The sequence below is a fragment of the Ectorhizobium quercum genome, assembly GCF_026552795.1.
Classification (GTDB): Bacteria; Pseudomonadota; Alphaproteobacteria; order Rhizobiales; family Rhizobiaceae; genus Ectorhizobium; species Ectorhizobium quercum.
In genome coordinates this window covers 222,097-245,910 of sequence record NZ_JANFPI010000001.1, presented here as the reverse complement: position 1 = coordinate 245,910, position 23,814 = coordinate 222,097, and the positions used below count along the sequence as shown (strand labels likewise).

Below are 23,814 nucleotides of genomic sequence, written 5' to 3'. Positions count from 1 at the left end.
ATAAAACTTAACAAAGTGAAATAAACGCGGAGGTTCCCCGCGCTCATCTTGCGCGGATCGACGCAACGGGAAATGCACATGCAGGCGAATGGCACAAAAGGCCCCCAGATACTGATCGTCGAGGATGATCCGGAAATCGGCCGGCTTCTGGCTGAAACCGTCAACGATAGCGGCATGACGGCGAGCATCGTGGAAGACGGTCATGCGATGTACGCGCTGATGAGGAAGCAGGCATTCGACCTGATCATTCTCGACGTGATGCTGCCCGGCGAGGACGGCATCAGCCTTTGCCGCCGCATCCGCGCGGAAAAGACAACCCCGATCATTCTTCTGACCGCGCTTGGAGAAGAAGTCGACCGGATCGTCGGACTGGAGGTCGGGGCCGACGATTACATCACCAAGCCGTTCAGTCCCCGCGAGGTGGTGGCGCGCATCCGCAGCATCCTTAGGCGCGCTTCATACGGCTTTGCGCGCGTCAACGGGCAGCGGCCGATGCGGTTCGAGGGATGGCGGATCGATCCTTTGCGCCGTCAACTTCATGACCCCAGCAATGCGCGCGTCGCGCTTACCACGACGGAGTTCGATCTCCTGCTCGCCTTCTGCCGCAATCCTGGGCGGATCATCACGCGCGAGGAGCTTCTGACGCTGACGCATTCGGGCCTTGCCGGACCGATCGAACGCAGCGTCGATGTCCAGATCAGCCGCCTGCGGCAAAAGATCGAAAGCGACCCCAAGGAGCCCATGCTTTTGAAGACTGTGAGGCTTGGCGGCTATCTGTTCACGGCCGCTGTCGAGGAAGCCTGATGGGTATCCCGACATTTGGCCTGCGGACAATTCGCGGCCAGATCATGCTTATCGTCGTGTTTGCCATCGTCTTCGTCCTCATGACGGGCCGGCTTCTCGACAGGGTGGACACGTTCGAATACGTGACGGCAGCCGATGTCGACCTGATCGGCCAACGTGCGCACACTCTGTCGCTGCTGCTTCAGGGTGCAGGTCCAGAGGATCGGCAACGCATCGTAACGCGCGCGGCCGAGGCGGGGATCGATCTCGACATCGTCAGCCGCCGACAGATCGACGCTCTCCCCAAGCCGGAAGATTTCCAGTCCCGGATCGGCCGACTTGTGACCTACCTCTTTCCGCCGGACATGGACCTGCCTGCCGGAGCGAGCATGATCGTCTATGAAACGCGTCGGGCCTTCGCCATGCCGATCGACGACGATGATGCTCTGATCTACAAGTCTGTTCCGGATACGATGCTGACGACGGATCTGACCGGCCGGGTGTTGTATTCTTTCCTTTCATTCGTGACGCTGGTCGGCCTTTTCTCCGTTTTCGCGGTTCGCGCCATTACCGCCCCCCTGAAATCGATAGCCGGCAAATTGCAGGATACGGAGGCATTCATTGCCCAACCGCAGCCTCTCGAAGAGAACGGCAGTGTCGAAATCATCGAATTGACGCGGGCCTTGAATGAAATGCGCTCCCGCATCCGGGACATGATCGAAAGCCGCACGCGGATGCTGCGCAGCGTCAGCCATGATCTCAGGACCCCGCTTACCCGGGCGCGGATGCGCGCGGAGCGCATCGGGGATTCTGCTGTTCGCGATCAGATCCTGTCTGATATCGCGCAGGTCAACGCGCTTATCAACGCAACGCTGGATTTTCTCCGGGACGACCGCAAGACGGAAAAACGGGAACGGACCGATATCGCCAGCGTCATGCAGACGATCTGTTTCGATTTTTCCGATATGGGCGGCGCCATCACCTATGAAGGACCGGCCAGGCTGGTCTGGCCCTGCAAGCCCGGCGCGCTCACCCGTGCGATCACCAACCTTTGCGAGAACGGACTGAAGTTCGCCACGCAGGTCCAAATGGTTCTGCGGGAGGATGGCGCATCCTTGAGGATCGAAATCCTCGACGACGGACCTGGAATCCCGAAGCCGTTCCGGCACGAGGTGCTGGAGCCGTTCTTCAAGATGGACGCGGCGCGAACGCGCGGGACCGATCAGACCGGCTTCGGCCTTGGTCTTTCCATCGTCGACGAGATCGTTCGCGACCATGGGGGCGTTATTGTCTTCGACGACAATGTCCCCCATGGACTGCGTGTCTCGATCGTTTTACCGCGCCATGAAGCACAGCCTTAGGAAGTCCGATTCCTCCGGCGCCGGCCTGCGACAGGCCGCAAGCAGCCCGCCGCCCGGTTTCGGCTTGGGGTGGGTGGGGCGAACTAAAACTTGTAGCCCACGCCCAGCATGATCGATGGCTGTATCTTTTCCTCGACGATCGGGCTATCGGCTGCATCCCCCGTCAGAACGCCGAGCCCTGCCTGCCCGCGAACAAGCCAGTTCTCGTTGACCATGTAGGTGGCCGTGGCTGTGAAATCGACTCGCTTCAGGCCGGCTTCGGCCTTGTATTCGGACAAGCCGGAGGCTGCGGACTGGACGGCATTGATGCCAAAATAGGATTCCATGTGGTTGTCGTCCGCCACGGTCGCCGAAACGCCGGCGCCGAGGATAAGCCTTTCCGTCACCGGAGCGCTATACTCCATCCCGAAGGTTCCGATGAGGCTTTCGCTTCCGCTGATCGTTTTGTCGACTTCGGCATAGAGTTCGAGCGGACCCCAATTGTATCCCACCCTTGCGCCGACCGTCGCCGCGAAGTCGATATCGCCGAGGCCACGCAGCATGTCGTGATCGTCCTCGTCACGGCCCGTTTCATAACCGACCCTGCCCGCAAACGAAAAGCCGCTGTGCTCAAGGACCGTCACGGAAAGACCGCGAGGATCGACCTCCACCCAACCACCATAGGTGATCGCTATCATGGGTATCGGACTGACCTTGAAGTCGCCGCTGCCCTCATATTCCGGCTTATAGCTCGCGCCGGCGCCGATAATCAGGCCCCACTTCGGTTCGGCCCGTTCCGGCTCGAATCGCCTTTCGTCAAAGACGGGCCCGGGCGTCTGGTCGGCGATGGCAAAATCAGCGGCACGAGCCCCTGTCGTCACTGCCAGCACGGTTAAACTTGCGCTTATCGACAATGGCTTGAGAAGCGGATGATTTTTTTTAACGCGCAGCATATTTGCTCCAGATAAGTTGACCGGCCATGCTGGTATGCAGCGGTTGGCGGTATTCGTGGCCCCTTCACTCCTTCCCACGGGGGTATCCAGGCATGTGTGTTTTTTTGTTTCGGTTTATTGCAACACAGGATGGCGAGACGTTTCCCCTGAGTGTCGACTGATCACGTGGGAATGACATTCCAGCACTTCGACGCCTCTGTGAAAATTGGCCTCATAGATACGAGGAGTGCGCCCAATCCTTCAGGTCTGAGGGCGCTCATACAGAGGTGACGGCCACAATTTCTCGGGGCAAACGTGGCAGGATCAGGTGAGTCGATTTGGCAATAGAAACAAACCGCAACAAAACAAAATTCAATTTTGGCCCTAAAAGCCTATAATTCGGCGTGAGGTTAGAGCCGAATCCGATGAACAACGATCGCGCCGCCGCCGCCCACACTCGCCAGGTCCTCGTTTTACTTTCCAAGTCGGCGGGGATTGGCTGCTCGCAGCGGCCCGATCATGAGGTAGCCACCATGTCCGGTCCGCATCCTCTCAACCAGGCGGTGATCGCGCAAGCGCTCCACGATTTGCGCAACGGCCAACTCCGCAAGGCCATATTCATGCGGTTTCAGGACGAGGACCTCGAAGCTCTGAAGTGGTTGCGGTCCGCGCAAGGTGCCAGACCATTACAACATTCACAAACCCCAAACCGCAGCGCTCATATCTGCTGCAGCCGACACATGATGCTGCCGGGTTAAGCCATGCTGAAAAGCCAAGGGAAAGGGCTTGAAGGCAAGAATTCAGGGGAAGGGAATTAGGGGAAATGGCTCTATCCAGAAGAGGCGAGGAAAAGGCAAAAGGGCTTCCCTTCCGAAGCATTTCCATATGTAGGGGAGGAGCAATCGAGTTATCGCCGCTTTGTCTTTCGCTTGTCCTGAAAAGAGATGATTTTCGCACCTTCTCGAAGCTGGTCTAGGTAGTCCGCCCACCATTGCATCATCGCAACGCGCTCATCCCAATATTGTCCACGCGCATACGCGCGGCGGACAGCGCTTCCCTCCATATGTGCAAGCTGGCGCTCGATAGCATCCACGGACCATTTGCCGCTTTCGTTTGCAAGCGTGGCAAACGCTGCGCGGAAACCGTGGCTTGTCATCTGGTCCTGGCCGAAGCCCAACCGGCGCAGGGCAATTGTCGTGGTGTTCTCCGAAATCGGAATTTTGGACGAAGTTGTGGACGGGGAAATGAATGAAGATTCGCCTCGATCTGTCAGCGGGTGCAATGCCTTGAGGATCGCAATCGCCTGATCAGGCAGGGGTGTGGCATGGACACGCCGCATCCTTCATGCGTCCCGATGGAACGGTCCACGTCCGCTTTTCGAAATCGATTTCGTCCCACCGTGCGGCCCGGACCTCGCCGGGCCGAAGGGCAAGCAGCGCCATCAGCTTCAACGCGGCGATCGTGGTCGGTTGACCGCCTTCCCAGGAATAGACCGCGCGCATCAGCACACCGAGCGGCTCTGGCTTCACGATAGCGGCTCGATGTCGAACGTTGGGGGCCGTCAGCGCGCCTCTGAGATCGGCAGTCGCATCCCGTTCCGCCCAGCCGTTGGCAACGGCAAACCGCAGGACGCGGCCGATGGTCGAGCGCAAGCGCCGCGCCGTTTCGTAGTTCCCCTTGGCCTCGATAGGGCGAAGCACGGCGAGAACATCCTTCGGCGCGATCTCATGCACAGGCTTGTCCGCCAAGCCCGCGGCCAGATCGACAAGCAACCAGCGCGCCTTGCCCATCGTGACAGCTGCCCGCCCTTCCTTCTCCGCCTTGGTCAGATATTTTTCCGCGACTGCGGCAAAGGTGTTTTCTGCGGCCTCTTTGGCAGCCTTCACAGCGACCTTGCGCTCTTTCTTTTCCTCGCCCGGATCGATGCCTGCCTCAAGTAGCCCTTTTGCCTTCCGCGTGCTTCCCGCGCGTCGGCAAGCAGGGTTGCCGGATATGAACCGAGAGCGAGCAGCTTTTGGCGACCTGCGAAACCATAAGCAAGCCGCCACAATCGACTGCCGTTCGGGTTTACGAGCAGGAACAGGCCCCCGCCGTCCGTCAGCTTGAATGGCTTGTCGCACGGCTTGATGGATCGGAGCGCCGCATCACCGAGTCTGTCCGTCGTCATATGCTGGTGCCTGTTTGGTACCGTTATGCCGATACCAGCAATCATACCAACAAATTTTGCGGATGCCAACGGGCGCCAGAAAACGTCATCAGACGTAGACTGGTGAAATTCCTTGAGAATTTCGGTATTTCTCAGACGTCCTTGGACGTTGAAAAACTAGGAAATGGTGCCCAGAAGAGGACTCGAACCTCCACACCCTTGCGAGTACCAGCACCTGAAGCTGGCGCGTCTACCAATTCCGCCATCTGGGCGACGAGGAGGCATGTAAAAGGAGGGGGCTTTCCTGTCAACAGGCATTTTGAAGTTTTATGCTTCTTTACCCGAAAACCTGTCGTAAATCCGTCTTCCCAACCCCGCATTAACCTCTCAAGAGATTGATATTAAATACGAAAGATGCTCGAAAACTTCTTTCGTGCCCGGCGGTGACGCCGGTGTCAGGCTCCGAAGGCGTCCTCATAGGCCTGCGGGCGAAAGCCGACGAGAATCGTTCCGTCCTTTTCGAGCACCGGGCGCTTGATCAGCGAGGGCTGCGCCAGCATCAGTTCGATCGCCTTGTTGCGGTCGATATCCTGCTTCTCCTCTTCGGAAAGCTTGCGGAAGGTCGTGCCCTGACGATTGAGCAGGGTTTCCCACCCCGTCTTGCCGCTCCAGCTTTCCAGAACGTCGCGGCCGATGCCCTCCACCTTGTAGTCGTGGAACCGATAATCGACACCATGCTGGTCGAGCCAGGTGCGGGCCTTCTTCATCGTATCGCAGTTGCGGATACCGTAGATGATGATCGTCATGGAATGCAAACCTCATGCAAGGGGACAGGCGGCGGATTCGTCGCCCTCCCCGCCGAAGAGAAGGGCACGCAACCGAAGCGGCGTTCCGGACCGGGTGATAATGGAACGCCGAAACCGTGGCAATTGCAATCTCGTCGCCGAGACAGCTGGCACCGCGGTCAGTCCTCGAGCGTTCCCGGCGGGCGCTGCCGGGCGCTCGGCCCGGCGCAGGCAATCTTCATCAGGTCGCCGTTGCGGCGCACGTAGCGGCGGGAAACGCGCGTCACGACCAGGCCGTCCTGCGGTGCGTGAAGCGTCACCTCGCCATCGGCGAAGCCCGGACGGGCGATGATCGTCGCCAGCCCGTCGCCAGCCTTGACCCTGTCTCCGACCCGGCGATGGAACAGCACCGTGCCGGCCTCCGGGGCGCGGATCATTTCCACCCAGTCGAGCGGCAGCACCGGCCCGTCGAAGCTATGCGGCGAACCGGCTTCGGCCGCGACGACGCCCCGCATCGCGAGAAAGCGCAGGAGACCGGCCGCGTCCCGTTTCGCCGTATCCCTATCCACATCGGCGAGACCGCGCAACTCGACGGTGACGGCAAGCCGGCCGGCCGGCAGCCCGTCATGGGGTGCGTCCATCCTGAAGGCGTGGGCCACGGCCTCCTCGAACGCCGTGCTCGCCCCATCGGACAGAAAGACCGCATCCATGTCGAGAGCCTCCGCCAGATCGGCCGCCCCGGGCCAGAAAACGGAATGCAGATAGGCATATTGCAGGGATTCGTCGTCGCAATGCAGATCGAGCACCAGGTCCGCCCCCAGCGCCGTGTGCAGCACATGCCGCTTCAGGCGCTCGACTGCGCTGAACGTTCCGAGGTTTTCCAGCAGGCCATCGCGGCCGGATAGCGGAACCAGGGGAAAATCACGGTTGAAATTGGTGCGCGAGCCGAGATCGAAACGGCCCTGCATCTCGCCGAAATGGCTCTGGGCGAGGCCTATCGGATTGGCATGCGGCACGACGGTGATATCGCCGCGAATGGCGCCCCTCGCCTCGGCTTCGGCCAGTGCCCCGAGCAGGAAGTGCGCCAGCGCCGTGCCGGGCAGTTCGCCGGCATGGAGGGCGGCCTGAATATAGACGGAAGGTGCGGCCGGCACCGTGCCGCTGAAGCGGAAAACCGGGAGGCGCCACGCCACGCCCGGCGTGTCGCCATCGATCACGAGGTCGGAAACATCCATGCGCCTGCCCGTAGTCCTGCGCGCGCGATTTCGCGACGCTTTCAAAGGAAATGCCTGTGCAGCGAAGCGGATCGTTCCGCCTCGCCGCACAGGTATTAGCCTTTGCGGGCAAGCGCCTGTCAAGGCGCAGCGCGGCCGCTCAGGCGGCGAAGCGCGGTGCGTGGTTGAGATGGGCGCGAATGGCGCGCTGCACGTCCTGCACGGAGTGGAAGTGCTGGTTGTCGAGGCCGATCACATGGTACTTCACCGCGATGAACCGCAGCCGGTTCTGATCGGGAATGACGATCCCGACGGGAACACCCTGATATTCTACGACTTGCTTCTGCATGAAAAACTCCTGCCAGCAGCGAGCTGCCGGGCTGTCTCTTAATTTCGCTTTGTAAGGGAAAGATGACGGGCGAGCGTCACATTCGTTCAAGCGAGCGGCGACAGGTGCGTTTCAGGCGGCAGCACGCAACCGGCCAGGGCAGCGTATGACGCGCGGATACATGAATCATCGCATACTCTCCTCTGGTTGGCAGGCTTCATTCCTGCGGACAAATCCGGTCTCATTGAATGTATTTGATGAGACATGAATATGATTTCCCACAAAATAAGTCAACTAATATGGCCCCACAATGGCAAAATTTTGCTGATTTTTCCTCCATTTAGTGGAATAGAGGTACGATCTTCTCTTTGCTCCGGAAACCCGGCGGATTTTATACTCACGGAAAAGACGCCTCCCCACAGAAGAAAATTAAGCACTTCGTCATACACGATGAAGGACCATCCATGCATTCGACGAAAGGAACTCCTTTGCCCGCCGTTCAGTTCCCCGCATGCTTTCGGGCGCCGTCGCCGACCGGCAGCGGCGAAATGGCACTGCACGTCCGCCCCACACCGCGGGGGTATTGCCGATGACCAAGAACCACCCCAACACCCTGCATCTGATCAGCGACGCGCTGAACAACGCGGCAATCGTCGCCCGCACAGACGTCCGCGGCACCATCACCTTCGCGAACTCCAAATTCTGCGAGATCAGCGGCTACTCCGAAGAGGAGCTGATCGGGGCGAACCACCGCATTCTCCGCTCGGGCGTGCATGACAAGGCCTTCTTCCGCGACATGTACCGCGTCATCACGCAAGGAGGTATCTGGCACGGGGAAATCTGCAACCGACGCAAGAACGGCAATTTCTACTGGGTCGATACGACCATCGTTCCCCATTTCGACGATGCCGGCCGCCTGGCGAGCTACACCGCCGTTCGTTTCGACATCACCGGCCGCAAGCAGGCCGAAAGCGAGCTGCTCGCCAATCGCACCGAACTGGAAAAGGCCGTCAACATCGACGGGTTGACCGGTCTTCCCAACCGCCGCTGCTTCCAGGAGCATCTGGAAGGCAGGCTGCGTCTGGCGTCGTCGTCCGGTTCGTCGCTCTGCCTGGCCCTGCTGGACATCGACGCCTTCAAGGAAATCAACGACACGTTCGGCCACGATACCGGCGACCAGCTCCTGAAGACCGTTGCCAGCCGCCTGCGGACACTGGCCGGCGACACGGTCTTCATCGCCCGGCTGGGCGGCGACGAATTCGCCATCGTCATCGACGGAATGCCGGCGGAAGAGGCCGGCAAGCTGGTCCATGCAGCACAGGAGGCCCTGCGCGCGCCGTTTTCCATCAATGACCGGCAAAGGCACAGCACCACCAGCATCGGCATCGCCCTGTGCCCCGAACATGCAAGCGACACCGAAAGCCTCTTCAAGATGGCCGATATCGCGCTCTATTACGCCAAGGGCATGGGCCGCGACCGCTGCGAACGCTTCCACAGCGCATTCAAGGACGCCATAGACCGCCGCGGCGAACTGCTGGGCGAGATCGAGACCGGGCTGGGAGAGGGCCAGTTCTCGCTTTCCTACCAGCCGATCGTCGATGCCCGCCCCGGCAGACCCGTATCGCTCGAAGCCCTGCTGCGCTGGCAGCATCCGCACCTCGGCCTGATTTCGCCCGAACGCTTCGCGGAAGGCATGCGCGATCCCGCCATCCAGGCCGAAATCGGCTTTTACGTGCTCAAGCGCGCGCTGACCGACTATGCCGCGATGAACCGGCAGGGCATGGCGATCGGGCGCGTCGCCATCAACCTGACCAATGCCGACCTCCGCTCCGAGACGTTCATCGACCGCTTCTTCGAGCTCTGCAAGACGCTGGAGCTTGATCCGTCCCATCTTTGCGTGGAAGTCACCGAAGGCATGTTTCTCGGGCGCAACCTGACCCAGGTGCGCAATCGCCTGAAATGCCTGCACGATGCCGGCGTCGAGATCGCCCTCGACGATTTCGGCACGGGATATGCCTCGCTGACGCATCTGCGCCAGCTTCCCTTCGACCGGCTCAAGATCGACCGCAGCTTCATTACCAACATCATGAAAAGCCCTGAGGATCTGGCGATCGTGCGCGGCATGGTCGGCATCGCCCACAATCTCGGCAAGACGGTGACGGCAGAGGGCGTGGAAACGCTCGATCAGGCCAAACTGCTGTTGCGACTCGGCTGCGACCATCTCCAGGGATGGTATTTCGCCAAGGCCACCGCGCCGGAGCTTCTGCAACAGGTAGTGGCGTCGATGCCGGGTCTCCCGCCGGTCGGCATCGCCAAACCCCGCGCCGCCCGATCGCAAGCCCGCCACACCGGGCCGTGACCGGGATCAGTCCATCCGCGCGTCGGAGGGGTTGATGCCGGGCATCCATGCACCCCGGGCCGGCAGTTCGCGGCTCTCGACGACGATGCCGTTCTTCTCGCAGCGGTAGACCTGGCGCGGCAAGGTGCGGCGGAAGCCCGCCCTGGGGTCGTCGTTGCGATAGCTGCGCAGGGCCGTGGTGCAGGTGAAGCCGTCCGCACGGCTCGCCTCCAGTTCCTCGGGCGTCTTGACACCGGGCAGGTCCTTGTAGGCGGGAAGCCTCACCTCGGGCAGGATGGTATCGAATTTCAGCTTTGGCGGGTTCTTCTCCGCCGCACCCGCAGGCAGGGCGATGCAGGCGGCCAGAACGATCATGAGCGGGCGCAGGTTCATCGGGGCCTCCTGTAGCCGGTCGGCGCATCGTAGAGCCGGCCGATCCGTTCGACAGCCGCATCGAGGTTTTCGCGCGCGACCGTCATCGTCAGCCCGTTGGCATGGAGGAGGGTCTCCCCGTCCTCCATGATGCCGACATGCCCCTTCCAGAAGACCAGATCGCCGCGGCGCAGCGCCTCGCGCCCGACAGGCTGGCCGAGACCGGCGGCCTGCATGTCGGAATCGCGGGGAGCGGAAGCGCCGGCCATCATCATGGCGAGCTGCACGAGACCCGAGCAATCGATGCCGAAGCCGGAGCGGCCACCCCAGAGATAGGGCGTTTCGAGAAAGCGGGCGGCAATCGCCACGTAATCGTCGCCCGCCGCCGTCCCGACCGGCAGGAGATGGGCAGCGGCCACCGCACCTCCGCCCTCCATCAGCGCATAGCGCGTGCCGCGGGTTTCCTCCTCGCCGACGATGGCGACGCGGCTTCCCATCGAAAGCTCGCCGGCATGGGGAAAGCGTAGGTCCGGGCCGGGATAGACGAAGGTGCGCGGCACGGCCACCCAATGGGTCGCATCCTCCATCGCGTCGGAAATCTCCTCCTCCGGCAGATAGCCGACATAGCCGTCGATATCGGACTGCACGAAGGCCCATTCGTCCCGGCGGTCGAAAACGGTCAGCGTTTCGCCGAACAGAAGCTGCGTGTCGATGGACGCGCGGAAATCCGGATGCGGGCGCAGCGCCGCCACCGGAACGGCGACCGACGCGGGCTCGCCCTCGACGAAACGTTCGGCCTCGACCCGGCCCTTCAGGCGGATATCCGCGAGATCGGAACGAAAGGCGTTGAGACGGCGGTCGAGCATGCGGGCATTCCCCTGGATGACAGATGCGGCGGCACGTCCTCAGACGTCCAGCCGATGGCCTTCGGCGATGATCAGGTCGCCGAGGCGCTCGAGATAAAGCGCGCCCGAAACGGTGCGGCGGATGACGACGTTGCGCCGGTCGCGCTCGTCGCGCATGCGCTCTACCAAACCCATTTCGCCCATCGTGTCCAGAGCCCGCGTGATCACAGGTTTCGTGACGCCGAGTGCCGCCGCCAGCCCGCGCACCGTGTGCGGCGGCGGCTTCAGGTAAATATGCAGCAGGATGGCCATCTGGCGCAATGTCAGATCGGACCGCTCCTGCCGGACCTGCGCGAGCGTCACCGCATGCCAGAGCAGGAGCGCCTGCGACGGGTTCATTTCGACGGGCAACGGAAGGCTCCGCGTTGTCGTTTCGCTTCCGTTTCATTTTCCGTCAATGCGGGCCGGTTGACAAGCGAATCAGACGAACCGCGTCGATATGTGATGGTAGAGCGCGCGGATCGCCTGCGCCTCTCCGCCCGCCGGGCCGTGCGCACGCTGCGACGGCGCCCAGCCATAGACGTCGAAATGCACCCATTGTTTCGCGGCCTTGACGAAGCGGTTCAGGAAAAGCGCGGCGGTGACGGAGCCGGCCATGCCGCCGGAGGGCGCATTGGTGAGGTCGGCGATTCGCGCGGACAGATCCTTCTCGTATCCGCGGTAGAGCGGCAGCCTCCACACCGGATCGTCGGTTTCGATGGACGAATCGGCGATGCCGGCGGCCAGGTCCTCGTCATCGGTGAAGAAGGGCGGCACGTCAGGCCCGAGCGCGACGCGGGCGGCTCCGGTCAGGGTCGCCATGTCGATCAGCAGGTCGGGGGCCTCCTCGTCGGCATAGGCAAGGGCATCGGCGAGGATCAGGCGGCCTTCCGCATCGGTGTTGTCGATCTGCACCGTCAGCCCCTTGCGGCTGCGATAGACGTCGCCGGGGCGGAAGGCGTCGGCGGAGATCGAATTCTCGACCGCGGGCACGATGACCCGCAGATCGACCTTCAGCCGGGCATCCATGATCATCAGGGCAAGGGCAAGCACATTGGCCGCGCCACCCATGTCCTTCTTCATCAGCGCCATGCCCGCCGCCGTCTTGATGTCGAGGCCGCCGGTGTCGAAACACACGCCCTTGCCGACCAGCGTCAGCCGGGGATGGCCGCGCTTGCCCCAGCGCATTTCCATCAGGCGCGGCGCCTGGGGTCCGGCGCGGCCGACGGCATGCACCAGAGGGAAATTCGCGCCCAGCAGCGCATCGCCGGTGATGACGCTAACCTCCGCCTTGTAATGGGCGGCCAGCGCGCGGAAGACCTCCTCCAGCTTCACCGGCCCCATGTCGTTGGCCGGCGTGTTGATGAGATCGCGGGCGAGGTAGACCGCCGCCAGCTCGCGGCGCACCAGGACTGCGTCCGCATCCGCCGGAACGAGCAGCTTCGGCTGGGCGGAGGGCTCCGGTTTGTAGCGGTCGTAACCGTAGGCGCCGAAGCCGAAGCCCAGTGCCAGGCGGTTGGCGGTCAGCGGCGCGGTCTCGACGTGCCAGTCGCCCGGCGGCAGCAGTCGTGCCAGCTTTCCGGTGAGAAAGGGCGTTTCGCGCGGGTTGCTTCCCAGGCCGAACAGCGCGCCGCCCAGATGGCCGTCCGGCGTGGGGATGAGAAGAAGCGAGCCGTTGGTGGCCTTGAAGCCGGCCTTTCGCGCCCAGTCGAGCGCCGCCGGTTCGATGGTTCCCGTTTCGATATGGGCGGGCGTGACCGCGAAAACGGGAAGGGTTCTGGCCCCCTTCTGGCAGAAGGGAGTGGCTCTTTCGATGAACTGATAGGGCTGCATGGCGACCTTCGGATAGGGCAGAATCGATGCGTTAACGATCTGTTAGGGTTAACAGATTATTGCTGACTTGAGGATTGCGCCGCGTCCAATGCCTGCAAAGCGGCGAAAAAGGGCCTGAATCGGGAGCCAACCCATGCCGCAGATATCGTCCGAGTCGAACAGCCGCCTCTTGCGCAGCGTCGCGGCGATCATGATCGCCCTGCCGCTGGTCGCCTGCGCGTCGGGTCGCGAAATCACCGGCTCTACACGAAGCGCCTCGGCACCGCTTTCCGACTCGGGCAAGCCGATCGAGAACATGACGGCGAGCGAACTGGCCGACGCCACCCGCCGATACGGCGCGGCCTATGAAAAGAACCCGAAGGACCGCGCTATCGGCCTGAACTACGCCAACGTCCTGCGCATGACGGGCCGCAACGCGCAGTCGCTGGCCGTGATGCAGCAGATAGCGATCTCCTATCCGAACGACCGCGAGGTTCTGGCCGCCTACGGCAAGGCGCAGGCCGGGGCCGGCCAGCTCGACGAGGCGCTGGCGACGATCCGCCGCGCCCAGACCCCCGACATGCCCGACTGGCGTCTCGTATCCGCCGAGGGCGCCGTCCTCGACCAGCTCGGGCGTGCCAACGAGGCCCGCCGCCGCTACAACGACGCATTGCAGATCCAGCCGAACGAGCCGAGCATCCTTTCGAACCTCGGCATGTCCTATCTCCTGACCGGCGACCTGAAATCGGCGGAAAGCTATCTGCGCTCGGCAATGGCCCAACCGGCGGCCGACAGCCGCGTGCGGCAGAACTATTCGCTGGTCATCGGCCTTCAGGGCCGCTTCGCCGAAGCCGAAAAGATCGCGCGGCAGGAACTTTCGCCGCAGCAGGCGGACGCCAACCTCGCCTATCTGCGCAGCATGCTCTCCCAGCAGAATGCCTGGCAGGCCCTTGCCCAGAAAGACAAGCCGCAGGCCGGCGGCTGAATCCCCTCCCCGTTTTCGCAGGACCGCCGCACGCCTGGCGCGGCGCGATCAGAAGGTGTCGGCGACCTGGATGCCGGCCGGGCCGAGGATCACGGCGATCAGCACCGGAAGGAAGAACAGGATCATCGGCACGGTGAGCTTCGGTGGCAGCGCCGCGGCCTTCTTTTCGGCCTCGTTCATGCGTTCGTCGCGGCTCTCCTGGGCCAGCACGCGCAGCGCCGCGGCAATCGGCGTGCCGTAGCGCTCCGCCTGGATGAGCGCCTGCACGACGCTTTTCACGATATCGAGCTGCGTACGGGTTCCGAGGTTTTCGAGCGCCGTGCGGCGATCCTGAAGGAAGGAAAGCTCGGCTGTCGTCAGCACCATTTCCTCGGCCAGTTCAGGCGAGGCCTCGGCCATTTCCTCGGCGACGCGCCGCATCGAGGCTTCCATAGAAATTCCCGATTCGACGCAGATCAGCATCAGGTCGAGCGCATCCGGCCAGGCGCGCTTGATCGAAAGCTGGCGCTTGGCCATCTTGTTGGAAACGAACATGTTCGGCGCGTAGAAGCCGACGTAACCGAAGACGATCACCCCGAACAGGCGCATGGGCAGCGGCTTGTCGGCCAGATTGCCGAGCACGAACAGCCAGATCAGCGCCAGGACGATGAAGACAAACGGCAGGAGGAAGCGCGCAACGAGAAAGACGTTCAACGCGTTCTGCGAGCGATAGCCGGCCGCCTTCAGCTTGTTCACGGTGTTGGCGTCGACCAGCGCCTCGCGCAGATTGAAGCGCTCGACGATCTGCTTGACCGAGGTGTTGTTGGTGCCGCGCAGCGAGGCGCGCCCGATCGCCGTCTCCGAGGCGAGCCGCGCCCGCTCGCGGGCGCGGATCTGCTCGCGCTCGGAGGAGACGGCGCGCATGCGCTTTTCCAGCCCCTCGCGCTCCAGATAGGGCTGTACCAGCGCGTAGAGCGTGCCGAACACCGCGACGGCGACCAGAACGGCAATGATCATCGACGTGTCCATCGTTCCCTCCCCGTCAGATGTCGAAGTTGATCATGTTGCGCATCACCAGAATGCCGATCGACATCCAGACCCCCGATACGCCGAGAATGATGTGGCCGCGCACGTCGTTGAACAGCACCGAGATGTAATCGGGCGACGTCAGGTAGACGAGCAGGGCGACGATGAAGGGCAGCGCACCGATGATGACGGCGGAGGCCTTCGCCTCCATCGACAGCGCATTGACCTTGGCCCGCATCTTGCGGCGCTCGCGCAGCACCCGCGACAGGTTTGCCAGCGCCTCGGACAGATTGCCGCCGGCCTGCGACTGGATGGCGATGACGATCGAGAAGAAGTTCACCTCCTGAAGCGGCATGGTGTGGATGATGCGGGCGCAGGCATCGGCCACCGACAGCCCCATCTGCTGGGATTCGACGGCGCGGCGGAACTCGCTCCTGACGGGCTCCTGGCCGTCGGCGGCGATCAGGCGCAGGGCGTCGTTGAGCGGCAGGCCGGACTTGATCGAGCGCACCATGACGTCGAGCGCGTTCGGAAACTCTTCGAGGAACTTCTTCTTGCGCCGGTTCAGCAGATAGTTCAGCCCGAAATGGGGAAGACCGACGCCGGCGATGAAGCCGACGCCGAGGCAAAGCAGCGGATTGAAGCCCGCCAGCAGCACCACCAGCATTATGAACAGGCCGAAACCGCCGCCCATCAGGAAGAACTGGCGCGGCGAGATCGACAGCCCGGCCTGGATCAGCCGGGTCTTGACGCTGCCGCTGCCGGCCTTGCGGTTCTTTTCCACCTGCTTGCGCTCGAGGTCCCGCAGCGAATCCTGCACCGACTTGCGGCGCTTGGAAATTTCCGCGATGCGGTCGCGCGACGCCTTGATCTTGGCCCGGTCCGTTTCGGCGGACTTGACGCGCCGGACGCGGTTTTCCGTCTTCTTTTCCACCTCGAGGCGGTTGTAAAGCAGGCCCCAGGTGATCGCGCCGGCGGAAATGGCGGCAAGGACGACAATCGCCGCTACGGTCAGGTCCATCGCTCCATTCCTCCGTTAACCGTGCGGGGCGCGCCGGATGCGCGTCAACCGACCTGCTTTTCCATAGCGTCGAGCGTTTCGGCGAGGCGCTTCTCTTCGTTGTAATAGCGGGCGCGATCCCAGAAATGCGGCTTGCCGATGCCGGCGGAGACGTGGCGGCCGATGATCCTGCCGTTGATGTCCTCGCCCTCGATCTCGTAGCGGACCAGATCCTGCGTCACGATCACATCGCCTTCCATGCCGACCACTTCGGTCACATGGGTGATGCGGCGCGAACCGTCGCGCAGGCGCGCCGCCTGAATGATGATGTCGACCGAACCGGAGATGATCTCGCGGACCGTCTTGGCCGGCAGCGTGTAGCCGCCCATCGCGATCATCGATTCCATACGGCTCAGGCATTCGCGCGGCGTGTTGGCATGGATGGTGCCCATCGAGCCGTCGTGGCCGGTGTTCATCGCCTGAAGGAGATCGAACACCTCCGGTCCACGCACTTCACCGACGATGATGCGCTCTGGACGCATGCGCAGGCAGTTCTTGATGAGGTCGCGCATGGTGACTTCGCCCTCGCCCTCAATGTTCGGCGGGCGGGTTTCCAGACGCACCACATGCGGCTGCTGCAATTGCAGTTCCGCGGTGTCCTCGCAGGTGATGACGCGCTCGTCCGTCTCGATGTAGCGCGTCAGGCAGTTCAGCAGCGTCGTCTTGCCCGAGCCGGTGCCGCCGGAAATGACGACGTTGCAGCGGGTGCGGCCGATGATCTGGAGCAGGACCGCCCCTTCCGGCGTGATCGCGCCGAAGCGGACGAGCTGGTCGAGCGTCAGCTTGTCCTTCTTGAACTTGCGGATGGTGAGCGCCGGCCCGTCGATGGCCAGCGGCGGGGCGATGACGTTGACGCGCGAGCCGTCGGGCAGGCGGGCGTCGCAGATGGGGCTCGATTCGTCGACGCGGCGGCCGACCTGGCTGACGATGCGCTGGCAGATGGACAGGAGCTGGGTATTGTCGCGGAAGCGGATTTCCGACTCGACGGTCTTGCCGCCCACTTCGATGAAGGTCTGGCCCGAGCCGTTGACCATGATGTCGGCGATGTCGTCGCGGGCCAGCAGCGGTTCCAGCGGACCATAGCCCAGAACATCGTTGCAGATGTCCTCGAGCAGGTCTTCCTGCTCGGCGATCGGCATGGCGATGTTCTTGATGGTGATGATGTCGTTGACGATGTCGCGGATTTCCTCGCGCGCGCTTTCCGTGTCGAGCTTGGCGAGCTGCGACAGGTCGATCGTGTCGATGAGCGCGGAAAAGACCTGCGTCTTGGTATCGTAATAGTCCTCGTCGCGGGCGGGACGGCGGCGCGCCGGTGCGGCCGGCGCCTGCATGGCCGGCGGCGTCATCTGCTGGCGCGGCTGGCCATGATCGAGCCGGGGCTCCGCCAGGATCTCCGGCCCCGCCGAAACGGGCGCGGATGCCGGCAAAGCCGCGGGCGCAGCCGGCGGCGCCGTCTGAACCGGCGCAGCGGGTTTCCTGCCGAAGCCATCGTTACCGCGTTTTCCAAACATGCCCTGTTTCCATCTTCACCCGGGTCCGGAACTGCGAAAGCTCCGGCATTCACGTCACTACTTGCGCTTGCGCAATATCGAGAGCACCGATTCCAGGCCGCCCTTCTTCTGCTTCTTAGCCGCAACGCGGCCGGTCACGACATGGGATATCTGCGAGAAGGTCTCGGCGATCGAGGATTTCGGATCGACCTCGAAGATCATGCGGCCGCTGTTGGCGGCATTGCCGAACATCTGCACGTCGAAGGGAATGACGGCGAGCGGCTCGATCTCCAGCGGCTCGAAGAAATCGTCAGGCGCGATTTCCGGGCGCTTCGGCATCCCCACCTGGTTCAGCACGAGATGCGGCGGCCTGTCGTTCGGCCGCAGCTTCTTCAGCGCGTCCAGCATGTTCTTGGTGTTGCGCAGGTTGGCGAGATCGGGAACGGCCGTGATCACCACCTCGTCGACATCGGCGAGGATGGAGCGCGTCCAGTCCGACCATAGATGCGGCACGTCGAGCACGGACACGGGAGCGCTGCGCTGCAGCACCTCCATGACCGGCAGGAAGGCCCCGCTTTCGAAATCGTAGGCCCGGTCGAGCAGCGACGGCGCGGCAAGCAGCGACAGGTGTTGCGAGCATTTCGTCAGCAGGCGGTCCAGAAACACCTCGTCGAGACGGTCGGGCGCGAACACGGCCTCCGCGATGCCCTGGGCCGGGTCCTGGTCGAAATCGATGTTCGCCGTGCCGTAGGGCAGGTCGAGATCGGCGAGGATGGTCTCCGAGGAAAACAGCGTCGAGATGCCGAAGGCGCAATTGTGGGCGATGGTCGAGGAACCGACGCCGCCCTTCGCGCCGATGAAGGCGATCGAGCGACCGAGCGGTTCCGCATCGGGATCGACGAAGATCGCCGCGATCGACGTCAGCAGTTCGGGCATGCCCACCGGGCTCACCAGGTACTCCGAAACGCCGTTGCGGATCAGTTCGCGGTAGAGCGCGATGTCGTTGTAGAGGCCGATGACGATGACGCGGGTGTTGGGGTCGCAGACCTCCGCCAGCGGCCCGAGCTCCGGCAGGATGTCCTCCGGCCCGGCGTGGGTTTCGATGATGATGAGGTTCGGCGTCGGCGCGGCCGAGAACATGTTGGCGGCCGCGGAGACCGAACCGCCCGTCACCCGCATGCCGACCTTGGCCATGCGTCGGTCGGCCGCAAGCCGCTCCATGACCCGCTGCACCTCCGGGCTTTCGCAAAACGCATGCACGGAGATGCGCGGCAGCGGCCGCAGCGTTTCCAGATCGGAGGGATGGGCGCCCTCGTCCATCGCCGAACCGGCAAGGTCGTCGGGCCTGCGGATTTCGTAATCGACTGCGCTCATCTCGTGCGTTCCATTCCCTGACGACGTCCGGTCAATTGCTCATGTCCTTCAGCTCGGTATATGTCGTGCGGTAGCGTTCAAGCGCGTTTGCGCGGGATTCCGCATCCGCCGGGGTCATGGCCCGCGGGCCGATCAGATCGGAGGGATTGGCGATCTGCGCTGCGAGATTGTTCTGATAGGCGCAACCGAAATTGTGGTACTGGCGATTCGCCATGTCGGGGGCGATGTTCTTCGGCCATTCGCCGCAGGTGCTGGCGACCATCGCGGTGGTCGCGACATAGCTCAGGCGGATCGGAGCGGATTCGCCGCCGGGAACCGCGTAGCTGCCCTCCACGATGTAGCGCGAATCGACGCCGCCGCGCTTCAGTTCGGCGACAATCTGGCTGCGGGCCGCCTGCGCCGCGGCAGAATTCGGCGCGCCCTGCGGGTAAAGAACCTGCACCGTGCCCTGCGAGCGCTCCACACGCGACCTGGCGAACCCGCGAATCACTTCGCGCGAGGCCATGTTCAGACCGTGGTCGCCGGCGGCGATCGGGACGTCCATCGAATGTTCTGCCTCGGTGACGACGATCGGATGGCGCTCGCGATAGTCGTCGATGGAGCCGGTGGTCGTGCCGTCGCGGGCGCTCCCGCAGGCCGAAAGCAGGAGAACCAGCGACAGACCGCCGAGGATGCGGAGCGGGCCAACCTTGATTCCACCGGACATTTTCCCGTCCCTTCCGTCGAACGGCCTGATGGTTTCACTCATCTTCATGACGCCGTTCCTCACTTGTAGATAAAGCCGACATTGCCGTGATAGGAACCCGGCTGAACCTGTTCCTTGCGACCGTAGATCTTGTTCACCCGGTCGAGCAGGAACGTGCCCGCATCGTTGGCAGCCGAGAAGTTGTCGTCAGGCCGGGCGAGTTGATTGCGCGCCACCGGACGCACGAGATAGGGCGTGGCAATGATCACGAGTTCGGTTTCGGACCGCTCGACGGTCTTGTCGCGGAACAACGCGCCGAAGATCGGCAACTTGTTGGCGACAGGGGTCCCGTTGGTCGTATGCCTCTGGTCGTCCTGGATGAGGCCGGCCAGCGCCAGCGATCCGCCGGACGGCAATTCGACCGAGGTCTCCATGTCGCGCTTGCGGTACTCCACCCCGGTCGTGGAGCTGATCGGTTCGGAAACCTTCGTCTGGATGCGCAGGCTGATGCGGCCCGAGGAGAGGACGGTCGGCGTGAACCCGAGGGAGATGCCGTAACTGTATGACGTCAGCGTGTAGCTGCCGTTGCCGTCGGGAACATAGTAAAGCCGGTCGCCGCCCGAATTGAAGGTGGCCGACTGGCCGGAAATCGCCGTCAGCGTCGGCTCGGCCAGCGTCTTCAGCACCTTGGCCTGTTCGAGCGCATCGAGGGTCGATTGCAGCGCATATTTGCCGATCTGGCCCGTGACCGTTCCGGACAGGCCGGCGGCGCTGCTGGAAAGGGTCAGAAGGTCGAAGCCGGAGCCCGATCCCTGCTGGACGCTATTGGTGAAGCCGAGCTGCTTCAGCACTTCGCGGCGCACCTCCGCCACCGTGACCTTCAGCGTCACCTGGTCCTCACCCTCGACCGTCAACAGGTTGACCACCTGCGAGGTCTGACGTCCTTCCGCATAGATCGCGGCATCGCCGCCATTGTCGCCGCCCGTCAGCGAGATATTGCGCGTCGTCGCCTCGCCACCCTTGAGGAAGGCCCTGGCCAGTTTGACCACCTGGTCGGAATCCTGTGGCGTGCGCACCGTACCGGTCAGGACGATATTGTCCGAAACGATCTCGATCCTGACATCGGAATCGGGCACGAAACGGCGGAGATTGGCCTCGAGCCCGGAAATGTCACGTTCGATCTCGACATCGAGGCTGACGATCTCCTGGCCGTTGGCACCGAAAATGAAGATGTTCGTCTGGCCGACCGTCTTGCCGAACAGATAGATGCGCCGCGCGGTGCGCGTCACGGCATCGGCCATCGACGGATCGGCGACCAGAATGTCGTGCGCATCGGCCGGCAGGTCGACGACCAGCGCCTTGTTGAGGCCGAGCTTCACGCGCTTGCGGGTGCCGGGACCGCTGTCGGCCACACGCAGGATGCTGGCCGAACCGTTTGCCGCCGCAAGCGCCTGCGGAGCGTGCCAGAGCGGCGGAGGCAGCATGGAGAAACCGATGCCGAGCGCGAGGACAGCCCGGACGGCGGAGAATGTTTTGCGGTTGTTTTTCACTGCCCCGACCTCGCTCATCGCATTTCCGTCCCGTCCTGAACCCCTCCGGCGGAGGCGCCCGCCGCCTGCGTGGCGGGCGAACCGCCGGCGCTCGTCGTGCTGGTCACGATCTCGCCCGACTTGATGAGCTGGATGGCCGGTGCATTCGTGCCGCCGCTCAGGAGATAATCCGCCGAGCGCGTGTCCTCTTCCTGCGCGTCCGCGATGGACCGCAGCGAAAGCGTCAGCCTGTCGGCCATCTGCTGGGCGACCGACATGACCTTGGCCTGGTCGGGCGTGAGTTCGAGCGTCGCCGTCGTGCCGACCACCGCCTTCACGCCGTCGTCGCGCTCCTGAATCTGCTGGTCGATGGCGAGGACCCGGATATTCTCGAGAACGACCTCGGTCGTGTAGCCGCGGCCCGCCGCCTGGCGCACCATGATGATATCGACGCGGTCGTTCGGCAGGATGAAGCCGCCGGCACCGGTCGAAACGGAAATTTCGGTGGCAACCGCCCGCTTTCCGGCCGGCAGCAGGGCCGACATGATGTTGGTCTTCGCATCGGCGATCTTCTCGCGGCGGACCGGCTCACCCGCGAAGAGCGGCATGCGCACCACCGAGCCCGTCACGTCCCTGACAGCGTCGGGCATGGCACGGTCGGTGATGAAGCCGTCGACAAGCGCCGTTTCCGGCCAGTCCGCCCAGCGGACGGCCTTGTCGTTCAGGCGGGAGCCCACGGGCAGGTTCTCGGCGGAGACGAGAACCCTGACGGTCGGCTCCTTCTGGACGATGGTTTCCGCCTGCTGCATGACGACCTGTTTCGTGCCGGTCATCCGCATCGCGATGAGGCCGGCAAGACCGGCTGCGCCGACCGCGACGGCGAGAATGATAATGCGAGCGGGCTTCATGGGCGTTTCCTGCAAATGTGCGCAAGCTGCTGCTTCGTCACACAAGCATGGGCCGCAATGGTGTAATTATGGTTAACAACTTCCTTAAGTGTTCGGTTAACAACAGGTTACGCCAATGGCGCCCCGACGCAAAAAGCCGGCCCAGAGGACCGGCTGCTCATAACCTGTCGTGGCAGCAAGGACTGCCTTCAGCCCGTGCCGGCGAGGCGCATCGCCACCATCGGCGCTTCCGGAAAGGCCATGAAACCGCCGATGGCGATCGCGATGCCATAGGGCACCTTCTTGGCCAGAAGCAGGGAGGAGGGAATGGGCAGCCCCATTGCCAGCACCGAGGCCGACTTGGCCCGCAGGATCAGGATCAACAGGGTCAGCAGGCCGCCGACATAGGCGACGCAGACGAGAAACTCGACCAGCGGCATGCCGAAGCCGTACCACACGGATGCGGCGGTCAAAAGCTTGGCGTCGCCGCCGCCCATGACGTTGAACGCGAACAGGGCGAAGCAGGCGGCAAAGACCGCCGCGCCAGCGACGAGGCTCATGCCGATCTCGCTCCAGGCGAGCCCGCTGAACGGGGCGACGATGAGGAACGCCGCCAGGACGATTGCCGAAACCCGGTTCGGGATCGTCATGGTGAACAGATCGGAAAGCGCCGCGAAGGCGAGGCAAAGCGGCAATACGACGAAGATCGCTGCGGTCGTCATTTCCGGCGCGCTCCTTTCGAAAGATCGGCAATCATTGCTGTCAGGATAGGCCCGCGCCCTTAAGAAAGGGCGAACGGGCGGCAGCATCGCGCCGAAACGAAAACGCCCCGCGAAAACCGCAGGGCGCTCCGATCAGCATAAGCCGATGCAAGCGATCAGCCACCACCCTCGCCGGCACCAGCGGGGATGTTATCCCGGGCTTCACCCATCCGGTCAGAGATCGCGCCGAACGTTTCGTTCAGCGTGTTGCCGAGCGTCGTCGCGCCGGTGATCAGGGCGACGGAAATGAGGGCTGCGATCAGGCCGTATTCGATGGCGGTCGCGCCGGATTCGTCTTTCAGGAACTTTGCGAAAAGCTTGGTCATTACTCTCTCCTAACTCCACTCGTTTTTTCAGCACGTCCGACAACTGTTTCCGTTGTTCGGTTGGCCACAAATTAGCGCAGGCTCATTTCCAGCGATTTAAGGAACAGGGTTAAGAGGGCGCTAAAGGCGGGCCGAAAGGAGGCGTTGGTAAACAAAAGGCTAAGGCGCCCACGCGAATTCGAACCCGGTATTTCCCGGAGCCGTTTCCCGGACCGGCAACGCGTTTGCCTCTATATACGGCCGCCGCGAAGGCGGGCTTAACGCTTCGTTCACCCATCCGGTTCATTTTCGGCACGGAGCTTTTCACGTCCATTTTCGGGATGACCGCGGCCATGACCCTCAAGAACCTGCTTTCCTGTCTGGCGATGGCTGCAAGCGTCTTTCTTCCGCTGAGTGCCGGCCCGGCGAACGCCGCCCCGGAAGGCGACATGCTGCTCGTCTACATGAACCATGCGCGCGTGCTGCGGCTGGACCGGCCGGTGGCCAAGGTCATCATCGGCAACGCCGCGGTTGCGGATGCCACCGTCGCGGATGCCCGCACGATCGTCCTGACCGGCAAGAATTTCGGCACCACCAACCTGCTTCTCCTGGATATCGACGGCAATCCGATCGTCGACGAGCGGATTCTGGTGTCGATCGACGAGGGAAACACGGTGCGCGTCTACAAGCAGACGGAACGGAACGTCTTCTCCTGCGCCCCGAACTGCGAGAAGCATGTGCAGCAGGCGGGCGCCACTGGTCCATAAAACCCGGTGGAATGGACGGAAACGGAAAATAA

The 23,814-nt window shown here is 63.0% G+C and carries 26 protein-coding genes and 1 tRNA gene; 6 read left to right on the top strand and 21 right to left on the bottom strand.

Annotated features, from left to right (window positions below):
- The first annotated feature begins 78 nt into the window (after positions 1-78).
- Complete coding sequence (locus NOF55_RS01145; RefSeq protein ID WP_370868861.1) at positions 79-804, top strand: response regulator transcription factor; 726 nt, start codon at positions 79-81, stop codon at positions 802-804.
- Positions 804-2,144 carry an ATP-binding protein gene (locus NOF55_RS01140; RefSeq protein WP_306409478.1) on the top strand — a complete coding sequence of 447 codons (1,341 nt, stop codon included), beginning with the start codon at positions 804-806 and terminating at the stop codon, positions 2,142-2,144. The genes NOF55_RS01145 and NOF55_RS01140 overlap by 1 nt, the downstream gene beginning before the upstream one ends.
- Before the next feature lie 83 nt (positions 2,145-2,227).
- Here the strand turns inward: NOF55_RS01140 and NOF55_RS01135 are convergent, their stop codons facing one another.
- Positions 2,228-3,076, bottom strand: a complete 849-nt coding sequence (locus tag NOF55_RS01135) for a MipA/OmpV family protein (RefSeq protein ID WP_306409477.1) — start codon at positions 3,074-3,076, stop codon at positions 2,228-2,230.
- 404 nt (positions 3,077-3,480) lie between these two features.
- Here NOF55_RS01135 and NOF55_RS23475 point away from each other — a divergent pair, with 404 nt between their 5' ends.
- On the top strand, positions 3,481-3,813 hold the full coding sequence (locus tag NOF55_RS23475) for a hypothetical protein (protein ID WP_442342026.1): 333 nt from the start codon (positions 3,481-3,483) through the stop codon (positions 3,811-3,813).
- A 149-nt stretch (positions 3,814-3,962) separates the two neighbouring features.
- Here the strand turns inward: NOF55_RS23475 and NOF55_RS01125 are convergent, their stop codons facing one another.
- The 7 genes from NOF55_RS01125 to NOF55_RS01095 form a co-directional block, all read right to left on the bottom strand.
- Entirely contained in the window at positions 3,963-4,394 is a 432-nt protein-coding gene (locus NOF55_RS01125; protein ID WP_306409476.1) for a tyrosine-type recombinase/integrase, read from the bottom strand.
- Positions 4,363-4,941, bottom strand: a complete 579-nt coding sequence (locus NOF55_RS01120) for a tyrosine-type recombinase/integrase (RefSeq protein WP_370868860.1) — start codon at positions 4,939-4,941, stop codon at positions 4,363-4,365. Before NOF55_RS01120 ends, NOF55_RS01125 begins: the two co-directional genes overlap by 32 nt.
- Complete coding sequence (locus NOF55_RS01115; RefSeq protein ID WP_306409474.1) at positions 4,938-5,222, bottom strand: Arm DNA-binding domain-containing protein; 285 nt, start codon at positions 5,220-5,222, stop codon at positions 4,938-4,940. Before NOF55_RS01115 ends, NOF55_RS01120 begins: the two co-directional genes overlap by 4 nt.
- 164 nt (positions 5,223-5,386) lie before the next feature.
- Positions 5,387-5,473, bottom strand: a tRNA-Leu gene (locus tag NOF55_RS01110).
- A gap of 183 nt (positions 5,474-5,656) precedes the next feature.
- Positions 5,657-6,007 carry an ArsC family reductase gene (locus tag NOF55_RS01105; protein ID WP_306409473.1) on the bottom strand — a complete coding sequence of 117 codons (351 nt, stop codon included), beginning with the start codon at positions 6,005-6,007 and terminating at the stop codon, positions 5,657-5,659.
- A 158-nt stretch (positions 6,008-6,165) separates the two neighbouring features.
- A complete protein-coding gene (locus tag NOF55_RS01100; protein WP_306409472.1) occupies positions 6,166-7,221 on the bottom strand; it encodes a succinylglutamate desuccinylase/aspartoacylase domain-containing protein in 1,056 nt (351 codons plus the stop codon).
- Positions 7,222-7,360: 139 nt separating this feature from the next.
- Complete coding sequence (locus NOF55_RS01095) at positions 7,361-7,549, bottom strand: hypothetical protein (protein WP_306409471.1); 189 nt, start codon at positions 7,547-7,549, stop codon at positions 7,361-7,363.
- Positions 7,550-8,117: 568 nt separating this feature from the next.
- Between NOF55_RS01095 and NOF55_RS01090 the strand changes: the two genes are divergently transcribed.
- A complete protein-coding gene (locus tag NOF55_RS01090; RefSeq protein WP_306409470.1) occupies positions 8,118-9,887 on the top strand; it encodes a putative bifunctional diguanylate cyclase/phosphodiesterase in 1,770 nt (589 codons plus the stop codon).
- A gap of 6 nt (positions 9,888-9,893) precedes the next feature.
- Here the strand turns inward: NOF55_RS01090 and NOF55_RS01085 are convergent, their stop codons facing one another.
- The 4 genes from NOF55_RS01085 to NOF55_RS01070 all read right to left on the bottom strand — a co-directional run bounded on the left by NOF55_RS01085 (position 9,894) and on the right by NOF55_RS01070 (position 12,955).
- Positions 9,894-10,259, bottom strand: a complete 366-nt coding sequence (locus tag NOF55_RS01085) for a hypothetical protein (RefSeq protein WP_306409469.1) — start codon at positions 10,257-10,259, stop codon at positions 9,894-9,896.
- On the bottom strand, positions 10,256-11,104 hold the full coding sequence (locus tag NOF55_RS01080; RefSeq protein ID WP_306409468.1) for a C40 family peptidase: 849 nt from the start codon (positions 11,102-11,104) through the stop codon (positions 10,256-10,258). Before NOF55_RS01080 ends, NOF55_RS01085 begins: the two co-directional genes overlap by 4 nt.
- A gap of 39 nt (positions 11,105-11,143) precedes the next feature.
- Positions 11,144-11,494 (bottom strand): MarR family transcriptional regulator, encoded by a 351-nt coding sequence (locus tag NOF55_RS01075; protein WP_306409467.1) that lies wholly within the window; start codon positions 11,492-11,494, stop codon positions 11,144-11,146.
- Between the two features lie 69 nt (positions 11,495-11,563).
- The gene (locus tag NOF55_RS01070) at positions 11,564-12,955 is read right to left on the bottom strand and encodes a leucyl aminopeptidase family protein (RefSeq protein ID WP_306409466.1); all 1,392 of its coding nucleotides are present in this window, start codon (positions 12,953-12,955) and stop codon (positions 11,564-11,566) included.
- Between the two features lie 133 nt (positions 12,956-13,088).
- Here NOF55_RS01070 and NOF55_RS01065 point away from each other — a divergent pair, with 133 nt between their 5' ends.
- Positions 13,089-13,919 carry a tetratricopeptide repeat protein gene (locus tag NOF55_RS01065; RefSeq protein ID WP_306409465.1) on the top strand — a complete coding sequence of 277 codons (831 nt, stop codon included), beginning with the start codon at positions 13,089-13,091 and terminating at the stop codon, positions 13,917-13,919.
- A 48-nt stretch (positions 13,920-13,967) separates the two neighbouring features.
- Here NOF55_RS01065 and NOF55_RS01060 read toward each other — a convergent pair whose 3' ends face one another.
- From NOF55_RS01060 to NOF55_RS01020, 9 genes are all read right to left on the bottom strand, one after another.
- A complete protein-coding gene (locus NOF55_RS01060; RefSeq protein WP_306409464.1) occupies positions 13,968-14,927 on the bottom strand; it encodes a type II secretion system F family protein in 960 nt (319 codons plus the stop codon).
- Between the two features lie 13 nt (positions 14,928-14,940).
- Positions 14,941-15,945: a type II secretion system F family protein gene (locus tag NOF55_RS01055; protein WP_306409463.1), complete on the bottom strand. Its 1,005-nt coding sequence runs from the start codon at positions 15,943-15,945 to the stop codon at positions 14,941-14,943.
- A gap of 44 nt (positions 15,946-15,989) precedes the next feature.
- Entirely contained in the window at positions 15,990-17,495 is a 1,506-nt protein-coding gene (locus NOF55_RS01050; protein WP_306409462.1) for a TadA family conjugal transfer-associated ATPase, read from the bottom strand.
- A gap of 57 nt (positions 17,496-17,552) precedes the next feature.
- Positions 17,553-18,848 (bottom strand): CtpF protein, encoded by a 1,296-nt coding sequence (locus tag NOF55_RS01045; protein WP_306409461.1) that lies wholly within the window; start codon positions 18,846-18,848, stop codon positions 17,553-17,555.
- Positions 18,849-18,879: 31 nt separating this feature from the next.
- Entirely contained in the window at positions 18,880-19,554 is a 675-nt protein-coding gene (locus NOF55_RS01040; protein WP_306409460.1) for a CpaD family pilus assembly protein, read from the bottom strand.
- A 59-nt stretch (positions 19,555-19,613) separates the two neighbouring features.
- Entirely contained in the window at positions 19,614-21,101 is a 1,488-nt protein-coding gene (locus tag NOF55_RS01035) for a type II and III secretion system protein family protein (RefSeq protein WP_306409459.1), read from the bottom strand.
- A complete protein-coding gene (cpaB, locus tag NOF55_RS01030; RefSeq protein WP_306409458.1) occupies positions 21,098-21,970 on the bottom strand; it encodes a Flp pilus assembly protein CpaB in 873 nt (290 codons plus the stop codon). The genes NOF55_RS01035 and cpaB overlap by 4 nt, the downstream gene beginning before the upstream one ends.
- 188 nt (positions 21,971-22,158) lie before the next feature.
- Positions 22,159-22,671 carry an A24 family peptidase gene (locus tag NOF55_RS01025; protein WP_306409457.1) on the bottom strand — a complete coding sequence of 171 codons (513 nt, stop codon included), beginning with the start codon at positions 22,669-22,671 and terminating at the stop codon, positions 22,159-22,161.
- 155 nt (positions 22,672-22,826) lie between these two features.
- Positions 22,827-23,036 (bottom strand): Flp family type IVb pilin, encoded by a 210-nt coding sequence (locus NOF55_RS01020; protein ID WP_306409456.1) that lies wholly within the window; start codon positions 23,034-23,036, stop codon positions 22,827-22,829.
- A 365-nt stretch (positions 23,037-23,401) separates the two neighbouring features.
- On the opposite strand from NOF55_RS01020, the gene NOF55_RS01015 reads away from it, so the two are divergent.
- Positions 23,402-23,782, top strand: coding sequence for a pilus assembly protein N-terminal domain-containing protein (locus NOF55_RS01015; RefSeq protein WP_306410163.1), 381 nt, complete (start codon positions 23,402-23,404; stop codon positions 23,780-23,782).
- Positions 23,783-23,814: the final 32 nt, after the last annotated feature.